Below are 15,071 nucleotides of genomic sequence, written 5' to 3' on the forward strand. Positions count from 1 at the left end.
CATGGTCCAGCCCCTGCCGATCGTCCTGCTCCACGGCGTGGGGCTGGACTACACCATGTGGGAGCCTCTCCGCACTGAGCTGGCCCGGTGCACCGACCGCCCCGTCGTGGCCCTGGATCTGCCCGGCCACGGCGCTCAACCGCCCCTGACCGGCCCGGCCACCCTGACCGAGCTGGCCGAGGACGTCGCCGCCCGACTGCCCGGGCGGGCCCACCTGGTGGGGTTCTCCCTGGGCGCGCTCATCGCCCAGCACCTGGCCCGGTACCGTCCGGAGCTGGTCGCCACCCTGACCAGCGTCAGCTCGGTGTGCCGGCGCACCCCGGAAGAGGCGGCCTCGGTGCAGCGGCGACTGGAGGGAGCCCGGGCGGACTTCCCCAGCAGCGTGGAGGCCTCGATCGGCCGCTGGTACCCCGCAGACAGCGGGGTGGACGCCGGCACCGTGGCTGCCACCCGGAGCACCTTGCTGGCCAACTCCGTGGAGTCCTACCTGCACGCCTACAAGGTGTTCGCCACCGCCGACGCCGAGATCAGCCCCGAACTGGGCAGCATCGAAGTCCCGTCCCTGGCAGTAACCGGGGAACTGGACCCCGGATCCACCCCGGAGATGACCGGACGTCTGGCGTCGGCGACCCCGGACGCCCAGGCCGTCGTGGTCCCCGGGGCCCGCCACATGCTCCCCGTGGAGCAACCGGGCGAGCTGGCCCGCATCATTCACCACTTCATCGAGGAATCGAGTCGAGAAGACCATGCCTGAGCGCTACGACCACTTCATCAACGGACAGTACGTCGCCCCGGTCGAAGGCGCGTACTTCGAGAGCACCAACCCGGCCACCCTGGAGACCCTGTACTCCGCGGCCCGCGGCACCACCGCCGACGTCGACGCCGCCGTCCAGGCCGCAAACCAGGCTTTCCACGACCCGAAGTGGCGGGACCTGTCCCCCACCAAGCGCGGGCACCTGCTGCGACGCCTGGGCGATCTGGTCGGGGAGCACGCCGAGGAACTGGCCCGGATGGAGTCCCAGGACAACGGCAAGCTCCTGCGCGAGATGCGCGGGCAGCTGGCTGGCCTGCCGGAGTACCTCTACTACTACGCCGGTCTGGCCGACAAGGTCCAGGGCAGCCAGATCCCCACCAACTCCGTGCAGATGCTCAACTACACCCAGCGCGAAGCACTGGGAGTCGTCGGAGCCATCACCCCTTGGAACTCCCCACTGACCCTGACCACCTCCAAGCTCTCCCCGGCCCTGGCCGCCGGCAACACCCTGGTCATCAAGCCCTCCGAGTACACCTCCCGCACCGTGCTGCGCCTGACCGAACTGGCCACCGAGGCCGGGTTCCCCGACGGGGTCATCAACGTCGTCACCGGCTACGGCGTCGAAGCCGGCGCCCCGCTGGTGGACCACACCGGCATCGCGAAGATCTCCTTCACCGGCTCCACCGCCACCGGCTCGACCATCGCGGCCTCGGCCGCGTCCCGGTTCATCGGGTGCACCCTGGAACTAGGTGGGAAGAGCCCCAACATCGTCTTCGAGGACGCCGACGTCTCCAACGCCGCCATGGGCGTGATCGCCGGGATCTTCGCCGCCGCCGGACAGACCTGCATCGCCGGCAGCCGGGTCTTCGCTCACCGCTCCATCTACGAGGAGCTGCTGGAGAAGGTCGCCGACCGCGCCCGCAGCATCGTCATCGGCGACCCGATGCTCGAGACCACCGAGCTGGGCCCGCTGGCCTTCGCCGCCCAGCAGGAAAAGGTCAACTCCTACGTCGAGCTCGGCGTCTCCGAAGGCGCGACCGTCCTCACCGGCGGCGGCCGCCCCGAGGTCGAACTCCCCGGCTACTTCTACTCCCCCACCGTGCTCACCGGAGTGAACAACGACATGCGCGTGACCCGGGAGGAGATCTTCGGACCCGTCGCTGCGATCATGCCCTTCGACACCGAGGACGAAGTCCTGGCCCTGGCCAACGACACCGAGTACGGCCTCGCCGCCGGGATCTGGACCCAGAACCTCGCCCGGGCCCACCGGATGGCCCGCCGCCTGGAAGCCGGCACCATCTGGGTCAACACCTACCGCGCCATGTCCCCGATGTCCCCGCGCCAGGGCTTCAAGAACAGCGGCGTGGGCATCGAGCACGGCCTGGAGTCCATGCACGAGTACACCCGCCTCAAGAGCGTGTGGATCAACACCGACGAAGGCCCCGTCGCGGACCCCTTCGTCATGCGCAGCTAAAAAGGAGACCCCGATGCCCCTGATCGACGTGTCCATCGCCGAAGGCCGCAGCCCCGAACAACTGCGCGCCCTCATCTCGGCCCTCCACAGCGCCGCCGAAGAGTCCGTCGGCGCCGTCCCGGAGAACACCACGGTGATCCTCCGGGAGGTGCCGACCACCCACTGGTCCAAGGCCGACCGCACCATCGCGGAACGTAACAGCGCCGCCGAACCGCGCTGACGGCCCCTGGGACGCGAGAAGAACCCCCTCAATAAAGACCACGTCATCCGGACACGCCCCCATCACGCGTGCAGGTGCGGCTCAAGGGCATTCATCGCAAAGCCCCCGAGCTGCCACCCCGGAACAGACCGCAGGCAGTCAACCTACAGAAGGACAACCACAATGCGCTTCTCCCTCTTCGTGCACATGGAACGCTGGGACGACCAGGTCAGCCACCGACAGCTCTTCGAAAACCTCGTCGACCTCGTGCACGTCGCCGAAGACGGCGGGTTCTCCACCGTGTGGATCGGCGAGCACCACGCCATGGAGTACACCGTCTCCCCGAGCCCCATGCCCCTGCTGGCTTACCTCGCCGCCGAGACGCAGACCATCCGCCTGGGCGCCGGCACCCTGATCGCCCCGTTCTGGAACCCCGTCCGCGCAGCCGGCGAATCCGCGCTGCTGGACGTCATCAGCGGTGGCCGCCTCGAGCTCGGCGTCGCCCGCGGCGCCTACCAGTTCGAATTCGACCGGCTCGCCGGCGGCATGCCTGCCGCCGCCGGTGGCCAGCACCTGCGCGAGATCCTCCCGGCCATGCGCGCCCTGTGGCAGGGCGACTACGCCCACGACGGGGAGATCTGGCAGTTCCCCACCTCCACCAGCGTGCCCAAGCCGGTCCAGGACGAGATCCCCATCTGGGTCGCGGCCCGCTCCCCCGAGTCCCATGAGTTCGCCGTCGAGAACGGGTTCAACATCATGGTCACTCCCCTCATGAAGGATGATCGCGAGGTCGCCGATCTCACGGACAAGACCAAGGCCGCGATGGCCAAGTTCCCGGACGCGGACAAGCCTGAGGTCCTGTGCCTGCGGCACACCTACGTGCACAGCTCCGAGGACCCGGACGCCTGGCGTCCGGCCGCCGCTGCGATCAACCGCTACTACCGCACGTTCGATGCCTGGGCCGGGAACAAGACCACCCCGACCAACGGCTTCCTCGAGCCCTCCCCCGAGGAGAAGTTCGCGGACCGACCCGAGTTCGAACTGGATAGCCTGCATAAGTCAGCGATGATCGGCACACCCGATGAGGTCATCGAGCGGATCAAGCACTACCAGGATCTGGGTGTCGACGAGTTCGCCTACTGGATCGACAACGGCATGTCCCACGACGAGAAGAAGAAGTCCCTGGAGCTGTTCGTCCAGTACGTGGTCCCCGCCTTCCAGGAACAGCCCGCCGCCGTGGCCCGATAACGACCAAGTTGGGGCATCCGGCACGATGACACCTAGGAGTCGATCCCGGAAGCCCCAACTCGTGACCACTTCTGCTGTAGTGCGAAAAGCGGCCTCGGCTTTTGCCGCGGCCGCTTTCTCCTGCCCACGGAGAAACCTTCACCGCGTAGCGGCCTGCCCTCTAACCGGACCATATGTAAAGCAGAGGGGACGGCGTGGTCTATGCCTGAATCAGCGCGGGCGGGATCGATCGACGATGCTGGCAGTGGCAGCCACAACGGTCAGTGCACTCACCAGGATCAGCGGCGCCCAGACCGCGTGGGTGATGGTGGCGCCGGCGGCGGCCGTGCCGGCTGATCCGGCAGCGATCTTGAGCGCGCCCACCCAGATGAAGACCTGACCGCGGGACTCCACGGGTGCGTACTCGCTGCGCGCGGCCAGGGTGGCCGCGAAGAACATTGCGTTGCCGACCCCGGCGAGGCCGAAAGCCACCAGGGACGTCTCCAGTGTCGGGCCCAGCATGACCACGGTCAGGGTGGCCGCGACGAGGACGGCGAGGGCGCTCATGAGGCGGTCCGCTTCCCCGCGCAGCGGCCACAGCATCAGCCCGGCCGATCCGAGCAGGTTCCCGGCGCCGTAGGCCGCCACCATGGTGCCTGCCACGGAGGCTCCGCCCAGCATGGGAGCGATGGCCACCGCGTAGATCGGCAGTGTGGCCACGGAGAACGCGACCGTCACGGTGAGCCCGAGGGTGCGGCGCAGCGGACCGCTCCTGAGGATCAGGCGCAGTGTCCGGGCCGGGGAGGGCACCTCCACGGTCGTATCGCGTTGCTGTTGGCGGGGCAGGGCGAGCACCGCGGCGGCGCCGAGAACCGCGGCGGCGGCCAGGGCCAGGGTCGCGGTGAGGGGGCCGGTGGTGGCCGCGATCCAGGCCACGGCGGCGGGGCCCAGGGTGCCGCTGAGTCCGTAGCTGGCCACATCCCAGCTCTGGGCTCTGCGTTGGTCGCGCTGTGTGGGTCCGGCGATGGCGGGCAGGCGGCTGCTGATCCCGCCGGTGAGCATCGGCCCGAAGAGACCGGAGGCGAAGAGCAGCAGAGCAGGGACGAGCGGCCAGGCGATCGGCAACAGCAGTGCTGCCGCACCGAGCAGCAGCCCGTGGAGCACGGCCGAGACCGCGATGACCGTCCGCCCGTCGCGGGCGGTGTCCAGGCGCCGGGCGATGAACGGTCCGAGCAGGTGAGGTGCGGTGATCGAGGCACCCAGCAGTCCTGCCACCCACCCGGGCAGCCCGCTGGCTTGAGCCAGGAGCACGATGGCGACCACCGCTCCCCCGTCGGCGCTGCGCACCAGGGTCGCGGCGAAAACGTAGCGTGCCAGTGCTGCGCCCCGGCCATCTCCCCCTGGGGAAAGCCGGGTGTCAGGGTTGATGGTCGAGTCCGAGGTCGTCGACGATCCGCGCTACCCGGGCGCGTTGCTTCTCAGCGAGCCCCCGGATCGGCAGCGGCAGGCAGGCCCTGGGTGCCAGCTCCAGGTGTTCGGCGATCGCGGCCACGACCCGCAGACTCCCGAACTCGGCGAACAGTTCCCACAGCGGTACCAGCAGCTCGGAGGCAGCCGCCGATTCGTCGGCTCGCCCGTCCAGGGCGGCCCGGGTGATGTATCGGGCCGGGCCCGGCAGCGTGCCGCCGATGACCGAGTACCAGGCATCGCAGCCGGCGTTCAGGCCGGCGGCCGCCGCGGCGTCCCCGGACACTCCGATCGTCACATGCGCCGGGACCACCGCGCGGATCTCGCGCACCCGCGCCTGAGCCTGTTGCGGGTCGGCGGGAACGCCGGGGATCTTGATGGAGGCGATGCCGGGCAGAGCGGCGATGCGTCCGTAGAGCTCGGTGGTGAAGGTGAAGTGGGTGGTGCCGGGGTTGTCGTAGACGATCACCGGCACCGAGGAGTGGGCGGTGACGGTGTCGAAGAGCCCGACCACGTCGTCGTCGGTCAGGGGCTGGTAGCTCATCGGTGCCAGCAGCACCGCGGCGGCTCCGGCCTGCTGGGCGTGCTCGAGGTGGGTGAGGACCTGGGAAGTCCGCAGCGCCCCGATGCCGACGAACACCGGGACGTCCCCAGCGTGCTCGACCGCCAGCCGGGCCACGTGCTGGCGCTCCTCGGTGCTCAGGTAGGCGTAGGAGCCGGTGGAGCCCAAGGCGGTGATGGAGTCGACCCTTGCGGCCGAGAGCCGTCGGATCAGACCGACGAAGGCGGACTCGTCCACCGCATCGTTCGCCAGGGGGGTGAGGGGGAAAGCGCTCAGACCGGTGAACATCGTGTCAGTCTCCTGATTTCGGATCGTGGTGGTGGATCACGGCGCCAGCGCCGCCAGCTAAGCGACGGGGTCGAGTGCGGCGTGGTTGCTGGCCGGTTCGGGGACCCGCAGGCTGCGCCGGCCGTCGCGTTGGGCGGCCGCGCCGGCGAGGACGACGAGCAGGATCCCGGCGATCTGGACGCTGGAGGGCTGCTGGTGCAGCACGATCAGCCCCAGGAGCACCGCGAGGGCCGGTTCCAGGGCCATGAGGGTCCCGAAGGCGGTCGGCGTCATCCGGCGCAGGGCCAGCATCTCCAGGGCGAAGGGCAGGACCGGCAGCAGCAGGGCCAGCCCGGCCGCGGCGGCGAGCACACCAGGGGTGAGGTCCCCGGCGGCCTGCGGGATGCCGATGACCGCTGCGGTCACCGCGGCGACGGGCACGGTCAGCGAGAGCGCCCCGATGCCGGTGAAGCGGTCGCCGATCCGCTGGGTGAGCAGGATGTAGACGCCCCACCCGATGGCGGCCAGTCCGGCGAAGGCGACGCCGAGGAGATCGATCGCGCCGTGCCAGGGCTCGGTGAGCAGCACCACCCCGGCCAGCGCCAGGGCGGGCCAGGTGAGCGCCCGGGCGCTGTGGGAGCGGATCGCGGCGACGGTGAGCGGGCCGAGGAACTCGATTGCCACGGCGGTGCCCAGCGGGATGCGTTCGATCGCGGCGAGGAACCCGATGGTCACCAGCCCAGTGGTGATACCCAGCCCCAGCAGCGCCGGCACATCGGCCCGGCGCACAGAGCGCAGCGGGGGCCGGATCAGGACCAGGAAGATCAGCGCCCCCAGACTCAGTCGCAGCCAGGCGGTTCCGGCCGGGCCCACGGCGGCGATCAGGTCCACGGACAGGGCCGAGCCCAGCTGGATCGAGAGCATCGCGGCCACGGCCAGCCCCCAGGGCGGCACCGCGGTGGTGGAAGGGATACGAATGGTCACGACGGGTCTCCTGGGGTGTGCCGGTCACTGGCAGGGAGCAGGCGGCGGGCGATGCGCACGTCGGGGCCGAGGTCGGCCAGGCGGGTGGCGAGGTCCTCGGCGGCGGCGTGCAGAGCTTCGTCCGTCATGGGCGCCAGCGCGTCGAGGATGAACAGGGCGGTGGTGGTGTCCTCGGTCAGCTGGGTGCGCCGGCCCTGGCGCCAGTTCCAGCGCCGGCAGGTCACCCCGGCCTCGTCGCACCACACCACCTCGCCGGGTTCGGGGTGCTCGATCACCGGCTCACCGCCGGCAACCGTGTCGAAGAGCTCTTGGCCGGTGGCGCGCACCAGCCGCGGCGCCCCGCGGTAGCCGGCCAGGTCCTCCCCGCCCAGTGGGATCTGGTGCAGGACCGAGACCGCGTTGTAGAGATCGGTCAGCCGGTTCACCCGCGGCAGCCCGGAGGCCGCTCGGCGCGTCAGGGCTTCCAGGCTGTTGCGCGTGCGCTGCGGTTTCGCCCCGAACGCCCGATAGGCCTCCCGCCACGCGGCCACGTGCGCCAGCTGGTCCACCGGCCGGTCGGCCAGGGCACGGGCGGTGGCGGCTTCGGCTTCCTGCAGCAGGGCCTCACTGGCCGCATCACTGGGGCCCGGCACGAGCCCGTCGACGGCCAGCAGCACCGCCCGGTAGTCCGGGCGCAGCGCGAACACCTCGGCCTCGACCCGGGCGTCCTCGAGCAACCGCTCCGGCGTGTTCGGTTCAGTCACGGGAAGCCTCCTGGTGGTGTCCCGAGCCCACGCCCGGTTCAAAAACGGTCAGCGAGAACCGGGCCGGCTCGGCGCCCGGATTGGTGTAGGCGTGGGCCACGTCGCCCGGGAAGGAGACCGCATCCCCGGTCTCGAGGGTGATCGACTGCTCGGCGACCTCGACCGTCATGGTGCCCTGCTGAACCTGCAGCAGCTCCTCGGTGCCCCGGGTGTGGGCCTCACTGGCGTGCCGGTCACCGGGGCCCAGGGTCCAGTCCCACAGCTCCACCACGTCCGGCGGTGCGGTCCCGGCCACCAGGAGGCCGCGGCCGCCGGAGTCTCCGCTCCACAACTGAGCCCCTTCACCGTGGCGGGTGACCGTCACGGCCCTGGGCTGTGGCACCTCGACCAGTGCCGGCAGCCCGATGCCCAGGGCGTCGCTGATCCGCAGCAGGGTCCCCACACTGGCGTTGGTCGCCCCCTGTTCCACGTTGACCAGCATCCGACGGCTGACCCCGGCGGTCTCGGCCAGCTGGTCCAGCGTCCAGCGCAGGGACTGCCGCTGCTGCTTCACCCGGGCGCCGATGGCCGTCGCAAGGGTCGTCGTGCTCTGATCCATTAGTGCATCATACTGCACCGATAGTGCATTGTCTGCATTTGAGTGTCGGATGCCTCCCCTCATGACCACCAAGGACGATGCGCAGCACCAGGCACGCGGACGCCACGCGGTGCAACATCATCCAGACAGAACCGAGTCGAGGCGGCACCGGTAGCCGGCCACATGAGAACCGGATCATGAGGGCCGCTGTCTACTGCAGGGTTTGGACCCCTCGGCCCGTGGCGATGGTCGCCGACAAGGCCTACTCCCACCCCTCTACACGCAGACAGCTGCGGCGGCAGAAGGTGCGGTTCGTCAGCCCCGAGTTGATCGACCAGGCCACCCGTCGGGTCGCGAGGGGTTCACGAGATGGGCGCCCACCGGTCTTCGACGAGGACCTGTACCGGGGGCGGAACGTGATCGAGCGCTGGTTCAACCGGCTCAAGCAGTTCCGCGGCCTGGCCACTCGATACGCCAAATGGGTGGCCTACTACCGGCTCGAGGTGCTCATCGCGGCCATCATTCTGTGGTTGCGGTGAGCACCTCGGCGCGCCCTCAATGGGACAGCTTGAGACCGAGGACACCACCGATGGTCATCAGCAAGAATACGATCTTGAGCACCGGCACCAGCTCTTCACCGGTGGCCATGGCGTAGACGACGGTGAGTACTGCGCCGATGCCCACCCCTCAGGAGGAGACGTACTCCACGTCGGTGAAGTCGTCGGCCGCCAACGCGCAGAGGAAGCGCATAACCCGGTGTCCACGGAGCGGGGTCAGGGCCAGTGTTGCGGATGCCGTGCTCATTGGGACCCGGGGATGAAGACGGTGGAGCCGGCCTGCACCGATGCGACGGCACACTGGAGGCACCCCGACCGCAACACCGCTTTTGGGGAGAGTGTCCGGGAGCCGGTCATATGCAGAGCACGACATGACGGGCCCGAAGGGCGCCGAGCAGGCACGATGGACCACCCGGTGGAAGCTTGCGGTGAACTTCGCCACTATCGCCTTCGTCGACCGTCGGCTGGCGGCGGAGAGACACTGACCGGGGAACATCTCTTGTACAGCTCTTGCGACAGTCCCTAGCGCCATTGCCCCTGGGGAATTGGTGGCCGATGCTGTGCTCGTCAGGTGTCGGGGGTCAGCCCCGGCCGGTGCCGGAGCGGGGCGACCCAGGGCTCGCCGAAGATGAGCTGGGTGCGGCAGTGCGCGACTTGGGGCAGGGCGAGGAGCTTATCGATAATGAGGGTCTGCAGCTCGGTGCTGCTGGCCACGGCGACGTGCACGAGGTAGTCCTCACTGCCGCTGACGTTGTAGAGGGCGAGGGTTTCCGGCAGCGCAAGGGCCTTGTGCACGAAGTCGTTGGCGGTGTCGCGAGCGTGCGGACGAATTTGGATGCCGAGGAACGCCTGCTCCCCCTTCCCGAGCAGGCCCGGGAGCACATGGGCGCGGGTCGCGACGATGGTGCCGTTGCGGCGCATCCGCCTGATCCGCTCCAGGCAGGTGCTCGGGGCCACACCCACCTTCGCTGCGATCTCCTTGTTCGGCGTCGTCGCATCGACCTGCAGCAGTTCAAGGATTGCCCAGTCCACCGAATCCAGTTCGGGAACTCGATTCGAATTCGTCCGCGGTTCGCTCATGGTCGAAGAGTAGCGAATCCGCCTCGTACCGTTGCCCGGGAGGAGAACTACGGTCAGGAGGTTGAGGTGGGGACTGAGTCATGGGCGGTGTTTGCCCTCGCGCTGCTGGTAGCGCTGGCCGTGCCCGGTCCGGACCTCGTCCTCGTCGTGCACTCGTCGACCCGTGGCGTTAGGGACGGCGCGTCGACGGCGGCGGGGATTGTCACTGGCCTGATGCTGCACGCGCTGCTCGCGGTGGCGGGGGCGACCACGCTGCTGGTGTCCGCTCCAGGAGCGCTGACCGTCGTGCAGCTGCTCGGCGCGGGCGTGCTGCTGTGGATGGGCGTGAGCATGCTCCGCCCCACCCGGCTCCCGGATCCCGCCGCCTCGGAAGGGACGGCCCAGCCGGCACGGGGCGGGTACGCCCGCGGGTTCGTCACGAACGCGACCAACCCAAAGGCTCTGCTGTTCTTCGCGGCGATCCTGCCCCAGTTCATTGGCCATGGCGACGACGCGGGGGTGCGGACCGTGACGCTGTGTGTGACGGTCGTACTCGGGGCCGGGCTGTGGTGGGCCGCGGCGATCGCCCTGGTCCGGTTGTCCGGCTTTCACCGATCCCCGGCCACAGATCGGATCGTCACCCTCCTGGGCGGGGTTGTGCTGCTGCTCATCGGCGCGGGACTGCTCACCACTACCGTGCTCGGCTTCGCAGCCCTCGCCACCTGACCGAGCTGTTCCACAGACCCCGGACCGGGAATCGACCCGGCATCCTTGAAAGGATCAAGCCGTATGACTCGCATTCTCATCGTCGGAGCCGGAGCGACCGGTGGAGCCCTGGGGGCCCGTCTCGTCGCCGCAGCGCAGGACGTGACGTTCCTCGTCCGTGAACGCCGAGCCGCCCAGCTCGCCCAGGACGGCCTGCGCTTCCGCGCCCCGGACCTTGCGGCGACGCACGACGTGCGAGCCCTGACGAGCGTGGAAGGCGTACCCCCGTTCGACCTGGTGATCGTCGCTGTCAAAGCACCGGCTCTGCCGGCGATCATCCCCTCGCTGGCTCCTGCGATCGGGTCGGGCACGCGCATCGTTCCGTTGCTCAACGGCATGGCCCATATCGACGCGCTGGAGAAGGCGTTCCCCGGGCAGGTGCTCGGCGGCATTGCGAAGATCGTTGCGACCCTCGACGACGATGCGACCGTGGTGCAGATGACCCCGCTGTGCAGCCTCGCCGTCGGCGGCCTGCATGGTGAAACGGTCCCCGGGCCTATCGTCCAGGCGCTTGCCGCGGATGGCATCGCGCTGGAGGTCGTGGACAAGATCGTGTCGCGCCTGTGGGAGAAGTGGGCTTTCATCGCCGCGGCCGGCGTCATCACGTGCCTGTTTCGCGGGAACATCGGTGACATCCTCGCCGCTGGGGGCAAAGTGAAGATCCTCGAGGCCATCGAGGAATGCGAACAGATCGCGGCGGCAGCGGGCCACCCGGTCAGCGAGGTCGGGCACGCGCAGTCGCTGGCGCTGCTCACCGAACCGGGCTCGGAGTTCACCTCCTCGCTCTACCGCGACCTCCAGCATGGCGACCCCGTCGAGGCTGAGCACATCATCGGTGACCTCGCCGACCGGGCACAGAGCCTGCGGATTCCCTCACCGCTGCTGGAGGCCGCCCTCATCCAACTGCGCACCCACCATCAGGCACTGATCCGGACCGAAAACGCATCCAACCAGGGGGTTCTCGCATGAGGGACGGGATCTTCGACTCCTCGCTGGCCGCCATCGGCGACACTCCACTCGTGCGCCTGCGACGCCTCGTGCCCGGCAGCTCGGCGCAGATCCTCGTCAAGATCGAGGCGGGCAACCCCACCGGCAGCTACAAGGACCGGATGGCCCTGGCGATCATTGAGGAAGCCGAGCGTCGCGGAGCCCTCCGGCCGGGACAGCGGGTCGTGGAGTACTCCGGTGGCAGCACGGGGTCCTCTCTGGCCTACGTGTGCGCGGTCAAGGGATACCCCTGCACCATCGTCAGCTCCGACACCTTCTCTCCAGAAAAGATCCGGACGATGCGAGCATTCGGCGCTGACGTCGTGCTCGTGCCCAGCGACAACGGCCTGATCACCCCGGACCTGTTCCACCGCATGCGCCAGGTACTGGACAGCATCGTCATCGACCACGACGCCTACTGGACCGACCAGTTCCACAACACCGACGCGCTCATCGGCTACGACACACTCGCCCGGGAACTGCTGCAGCAGACCCAAAACGGCGGGGTCGCGATCGACGCCTTCTGCGCCGCCGTCGGTACCGGTGGGATGCTCGCAGGAGTGTCCCGCGCCTTGAAGGAGCACCTCCCCGGAGTCAGCATCACAGCTCTCGAACCGACCACCTCGCCCATGCTTACTGCCGGCCACGCTGGTCCGCACCACGTCGAAGGCATCGCCACGGGAATCGTTCCGCCACTGCTGAGCAGCAACCTCTACGACCAGGCGCTGACCATCGACGAAGAGGACGCCAGAGCACTGGCGTTACCGCTTGCCCGCCAGGAAGGCATCTTCGCCGGAACATCCAGTGCCCTCAACATCGCCGGAGCGCTGCACCTCGCACGCGAACTCGGACCCGGGCGAACCGTAGTAACCGTTGCCTGCGATACCGGCCTGAAATACCTCACCGGTGACCTGTACGAGTCCGGCCCCGACAACTAGCGCAGAACTTCCCGCGACACACCACCGTGTCGCTGCAGGCCGATACCCCTGCCATCTCAGCGACCCCGGGTGAACGCGCCCCATGGGCCCGCCCCATCCCCTCCCCGGCTCGACTGGCCTCTCGGGGCTCAATGAACCAGCGCTGGTGGGAACCACCCGTACGCAACTCGGTCCCGTGGGCAGTGCCCGGGAGCCCGCCATATGTAAAACGGCGGGCGTCCATTTGCTCAGTCGCCACATGGGAGGACCCGGGGCTGCCTCATCATGCGAGACGTCCGCGGAGAACATCGAACGGGCCGTAGCCGTGGCTCCTACCGGCGCGGGGTGAGCAGGAGGGCTTGCCGACGATATCTCGCCCCCCTCGGAACTCACCTGCCGATGACCCGCGGGGGTAAGGCTCGGCACCGGACTCGTGGTGGGGTGCGTCTAGGCTTCGATGACGACGCGGGTGAACTCGGCCCAGGTGTCGCCGTCGTTGCGGTAGGTGTAGTGCTGGTCGCTGCGGATGCGGCTGGCCTCTCCGGCGCGTATGCGCAGGGCGGAGCCGGCGGTGGTGATGACCAGCTCCCCGGCGTGGATTTCGTGCAGTTCCTCGGTCCCGGCCGTGTCCGGCTGGGCGTCGTAGGTGTCTCCCGGAGCCAGGCGCCAGCGCCACAGCTCGGTGCGGGGGGAGCGTTCGGTGGCGATGAGCAGCACGGCTTCGCTGCCTCGGTCGGAGTGCCACACGCGCAGCGCCGTCCCGACTTCTGGTTCGCCGGGTTCGTGCCCGGGGGTGGTGGGGGGCATGGTGAGGGCGACGAAGTCGGTGTCCAGGGCGTGGGCGATGTGGTCGACGGTCACCAGGCTGGGGTTAGCCTGGCCCAGCTCGATCTGGGTGAGCATGCGTCGGCTCACCCCGGCGCGGTCGGAGAGCTCCTGGACGCTCCATCGGCGCTGCTGGCGCCGGTGCCGGATCTGTCGGCCGACCGTGGCGACGAACTCGGCGGTGGCCTCGCCTTTCTCACGGGTGGCCATCCGGCTCCTCCTCAGGTGGACAACAGGGCGGGCAGAGGCGGTGTCGTGATCAGCAGCTGCGCCCCGATAGTACGTCCCGGGCCTTTCAGCACGCCTCTGCCCGGTGGCCACGCAGGCGCGTCGACTGTGCACGGCCAATGCCGGCGGCCCTGACTGCCTCGTCCGCTTAGGAGCCGGCACGCTCCGGGCACGAGGCCCTGGAAATGGTCGATCGCCGGCGCCGGTCACCGGGCCTCGAGGTGGTCCCGGCCCGCACTCTCCTCCGCCTCAGGGGTGGGTGGGCGCCCGGTCTCCGGGACACGGGGGCGCAGCTCGCTGACCAGGACACCGACGACGATCAGCACGGCCCCGAGGATCGCCAGACCGGGCAGGCGTTCTCCGGCGAGGCGCCCGATGATCCCGCCCCACACCGGTTCTCCGGCGTAAATGACGGTGGCTCTGGTGGCCGAGACGGAGCGCTGCGCCCAGTTCATCGCCCACTGGATCAGGATGCTCGCCGCCCCGAGCCCGACGCCGGCAGCCAGCCACACCCAGGAGAATTTTGGGACCTGCTCGCCGGCCACGGGCATCATGGCGAAGGACAGCAGCCCCGCCACCAGCACCTGCACCACGGTGACCCGGCGGGCGTCCACCGTGCCGGCGAAGCGGCTGATGAGCACGATCTCTACCGCGCAGGCCACCGCGCTGAGCAGCGTGAGCGTCTCCCCGGTGCTCAGCCCGCTCAGCCCGGCGTCCGGGCCGGCCAGGAGCACCAGCCCGGCGAAAGCGAACGCCACCCCGACCAGGGCCATCACCCCAGGGGCCTTGCGGAGCAGCGCCCATTGCAGCAAGGGCACCATCGGCACATACAGGGCGGTGATGAATGCCGACTGGCTGGCCGTGATCGTCTGCAGCCCCGACGTCTGCAACCCATGGCCGATGAAAATCGTCACCCCGATCCCGGCCCCGGCGGCGATCTCGTGGCGGGTGATCCCCCGCAGCGCGCGCCAGAACACGGCCGCCCCGATCAGTCCGGCCACCACGAACCGGATCCCGACGAAGAATAACGGTCCGGTGTGGGTCATCGCCACATGGATGATTAGGAAAGTCGCTCCCCAGATCATGGTGATGCCGATCAAGATCAGCTCGGGGCGGTTGACGCGGAGCCTGAGCCCGCCACTGCGCAAGAAAGTGTGCCACACGCACCCCATCATATGAGCAATATAATGCGCAGAGCAATGCCGCACCCCGGAGCCCTCACGGCAACAGGGACCACAACGCAGAAGAGGACCGCAAACGGAATCCTCGCCCCGCCTCCATCGATCCCTAACACCGCCATATGTAAAGCGGAAGAGTGCTGAAGCGAGGTCATGATGTCACCTGATAGTGCGTGTCAACGGTCAGCGGGACCTCCCGGTGGGCGGTCAGGTGATCTCCCCGTCGGCGGACAGCTGATCTCCCTGTCCGCGGTCAGTTGATCTCCCTCTGGCGATGTCAGGTCAGTGGGACCACCCCTCG

General features: G+C 69.1%; 17 protein-coding genes. 8 read left to right on the plus strand and 9 right to left on the minus strand.

Annotation, left to right across the window (positions count from 1 at the left end):
* Nucleotide 1: 1 nt before the first annotated feature.
* The 4 genes from CRM73_RS04755 (at nucleotide 2) to CRM73_RS04770 (ending at nucleotide 3,675) form a co-directional block, all read left to right on the plus strand.
* On the plus strand, nucleotides 2-754 hold the full coding sequence (locus CRM73_RS04755; RefSeq protein ID WP_229586988.1) for an alpha/beta fold hydrolase: 753 nt from the start codon (nucleotides 2-4) through the stop codon (nucleotides 752-754).
* Nucleotides 747-2,228 carry an aldehyde dehydrogenase gene (locus CRM73_RS04760; RefSeq protein ID WP_229586989.1) on the plus strand — a complete coding sequence of 494 codons (1,482 nt, stop codon included), beginning with the start codon at nucleotides 747-749 and terminating at the stop codon, nucleotides 2,226-2,228. The genes CRM73_RS04755 and CRM73_RS04760 overlap by 8 nt, the downstream gene beginning before the upstream one ends.
* A 13-nt stretch (nucleotides 2,229-2,241) precedes the next feature.
* Entirely contained in the window at nucleotides 2,242-2,448 is a 207-nt protein-coding gene (locus tag CRM73_RS04765; RefSeq protein WP_229586991.1) for a tautomerase family protein, read from the plus strand.
* Between the two features lie 162 nt (nucleotides 2,449-2,610).
* Nucleotides 2,611-3,675 carry an LLM class flavin-dependent oxidoreductase gene (locus CRM73_RS04770; RefSeq protein WP_229586992.1) on the plus strand — a complete coding sequence of 355 codons (1,065 nt, stop codon included), beginning with the start codon at nucleotides 2,611-2,613 and terminating at the stop codon, nucleotides 3,673-3,675.
* Nucleotides 3,676-3,885: 210 nt separating this feature from the next.
* Here the strand turns inward: CRM73_RS04770 and CRM73_RS04775 are convergent, their stop codons facing one another.
* The 5 genes from CRM73_RS04775 to CRM73_RS04795 form a co-directional block, all read right to left on the minus strand.
* Nucleotides 3,886-5,001 (minus strand): YbfB/YjiJ family MFS transporter, encoded by a 1,116-nt coding sequence (locus CRM73_RS04775; RefSeq protein WP_229586993.1) that lies wholly within the window; start codon nucleotides 4,999-5,001, stop codon nucleotides 3,886-3,888.
* Nucleotides 5,002-5,071: 70 nt separating this feature from the next.
* Nucleotides 5,072-5,971: a dihydrodipicolinate synthase family protein gene (locus CRM73_RS04780; RefSeq protein WP_229586994.1), complete on the minus strand. Its 900-nt coding sequence runs from the start codon at nucleotides 5,969-5,971 to the stop codon at nucleotides 5,072-5,074.
* A 57-nt stretch (nucleotides 5,972-6,028) separates the two neighbouring features.
* Nucleotides 6,029-6,874, minus strand: coding sequence for an EamA family transporter (locus tag CRM73_RS04785; protein ID WP_229587009.1), 846 nt, complete (start codon nucleotides 6,872-6,874; stop codon nucleotides 6,029-6,031).
* Between the two features lie 56 nt (nucleotides 6,875-6,930).
* A complete protein-coding gene (locus tag CRM73_RS04790) occupies nucleotides 6,931-7,677 on the minus strand; it encodes a phenylalanine--tRNA ligase beta subunit-related protein (protein ID WP_229586995.1) in 747 nt (248 codons plus the stop codon).
* The gene (locus tag CRM73_RS04795) at nucleotides 7,670-8,275 is read right to left on the minus strand and encodes an XRE family transcriptional regulator (RefSeq protein WP_229586996.1); all 606 of its coding nucleotides are present in this window, start codon (nucleotides 8,273-8,275) and stop codon (nucleotides 7,670-7,672) included. The genes CRM73_RS04790 and CRM73_RS04795 overlap by 8 nt, the downstream gene beginning before the upstream one ends.
* A gap of 176 nt (nucleotides 8,276-8,451) precedes the next feature.
* Between CRM73_RS04795 and CRM73_RS04800 the strand changes: the two genes are divergently transcribed.
* A complete protein-coding gene (locus CRM73_RS04800) occupies nucleotides 8,452-8,793 on the plus strand; it encodes a transposase (RefSeq protein WP_229586997.1) in 342 nt (113 codons plus the stop codon).
* Between the two features lie 16 nt (nucleotides 8,794-8,809).
* Here CRM73_RS04800 and CRM73_RS19710 read toward each other — a convergent pair whose 3' ends face one another.
* Both CRM73_RS19710 and CRM73_RS04805 read right to left on the minus strand, forming a co-directional pair.
* The gene (locus CRM73_RS19710) at nucleotides 8,810-8,938 is read right to left on the minus strand and encodes a hypothetical protein (RefSeq protein ID WP_255662441.1); all 129 of its coding nucleotides are present in this window, start codon (nucleotides 8,936-8,938) and stop codon (nucleotides 8,810-8,812) included.
* Nucleotides 8,939-9,378: 440 nt separating this feature from the next.
* Entirely contained in the window at nucleotides 9,379-9,891 is a 513-nt protein-coding gene (locus CRM73_RS04805) for an Lrp/AsnC family transcriptional regulator (protein WP_229586999.1), read from the minus strand.
* Nucleotides 9,892-9,957: 66 nt separating this feature from the next.
* On the opposite strand from CRM73_RS04805, the gene CRM73_RS04810 reads away from it, so the two are divergent.
* From CRM73_RS04810 to CRM73_RS04820, 3 genes are all read left to right on the plus strand, one after another.
* A complete protein-coding gene (locus CRM73_RS04810) occupies nucleotides 9,958-10,596 on the plus strand; it encodes a LysE family translocator (protein ID WP_229587001.1) in 639 nt (212 codons plus the stop codon).
* Between the two features lie 63 nt (nucleotides 10,597-10,659).
* Nucleotides 10,660-11,604 (plus strand): 2-dehydropantoate 2-reductase, encoded by a 945-nt coding sequence (locus CRM73_RS04815; RefSeq protein ID WP_229587003.1) that lies wholly within the window; start codon nucleotides 10,660-10,662, stop codon nucleotides 11,602-11,604.
* A complete protein-coding gene (locus CRM73_RS04820; protein ID WP_229587005.1) occupies nucleotides 11,601-12,560 on the plus strand; it encodes a cysteine synthase family protein in 960 nt (319 codons plus the stop codon). Before CRM73_RS04815 ends, CRM73_RS04820 begins: the two co-directional genes overlap by 4 nt.
* A 426-nt stretch (nucleotides 12,561-12,986) precedes the next feature.
* Here the strand turns inward: CRM73_RS04820 and CRM73_RS04825 are convergent, their stop codons facing one another.
* A complete protein-coding gene (locus tag CRM73_RS04825; protein WP_229587007.1) occupies nucleotides 12,987-13,574 on the minus strand; it encodes an XRE family transcriptional regulator in 588 nt (195 codons plus the stop codon).
* 224 nt (nucleotides 13,575-13,798) lie between these two features.
* Nucleotides 13,799-14,755 carry a DMT family transporter gene (locus tag CRM73_RS04830; RefSeq protein ID WP_229587008.1) on the minus strand — a complete coding sequence of 319 codons (957 nt, stop codon included), beginning with the start codon at nucleotides 14,753-14,755 and terminating at the stop codon, nucleotides 13,799-13,801.
* Nucleotides 14,756-15,071: the final 316 nt, after the last annotated feature.

The organism is Kocuria sp. CCUG 69068 (assembly GCF_020833785.1).
GTDB lineage: Bacteria > Actinomycetota > Actinomycetes > Actinomycetales > Micrococcaceae > Kocuria > Kocuria rosea.

Coding starts and splice junctions, on each gene's coding strand:
- CRM73_RS04770 (WP_229586992.1), top strand. CDS start 2,611: ATGCGCTTCTCCCTCTTCGTGCACATGGAACGCTGGGACGACCAGGTC.
- CRM73_RS04820 (WP_229587005.1), top strand. CDS start 11,601: ATGAGGGACGGGATCTTCGACTCCTCGCTGGCCGCCATCGGCGACACT.
- CRM73_RS04755 (WP_229586988.1), top strand. CDS start 2: ATGGTCCAGCCCCTGCCGATCGTCCTGCTCCACGGCGTGGGGCTGGAC.
- CRM73_RS04765 (WP_229586991.1), top strand. CDS start 2,242: ATGCCCCTGATCGACGTGTCCATCGCCGAAGGCCGCAGCCCCGAACAA.
- CRM73_RS04825 (WP_229587007.1), bottom strand. CDS start 13,574: ATGGCCACCCGTGAGAAAGGCGAGGCCACCGCCGAGTTCGTCGCCACG.
- CRM73_RS04805 (WP_229586999.1), bottom strand. CDS start 9,891: ATGAGCGAACCGCGGACGAATTCGAATCGAGTTCCCGAACTGGATTCG.
- CRM73_RS04785 (WP_229587009.1), bottom strand. CDS start 6,874: ATGCTCTCGATCCAGCTGGGCTCGGCCCTGTCCGTGGACCTGATCGCC.
- CRM73_RS04800 (WP_229586997.1), top strand. CDS start 8,452: ATGAGGGCCGCTGTCTACTGCAGGGTTTGGACCCCTCGGCCCGTGGCG.
- CRM73_RS04760 (WP_229586989.1), top strand. CDS start 747: ATGCCTGAGCGCTACGACCACTTCATCAACGGACAGTACGTCGCCCCG.
- CRM73_RS04795 (WP_229586996.1), bottom strand. CDS start 8,275: ATGGATCAGAGCACGACGACCCTTGCGACGGCCATCGGCGCCCGGGTG.
- CRM73_RS04780 (WP_229586994.1), bottom strand. CDS start 5,971: ATGTTCACCGGTCTGAGCGCTTTCCCCCTCACCCCCCTGGCGAACGAT.
- CRM73_RS04815 (WP_229587003.1), top strand. CDS start 10,660: ATGACTCGCATTCTCATCGTCGGAGCCGGAGCGACCGGTGGAGCCCTG.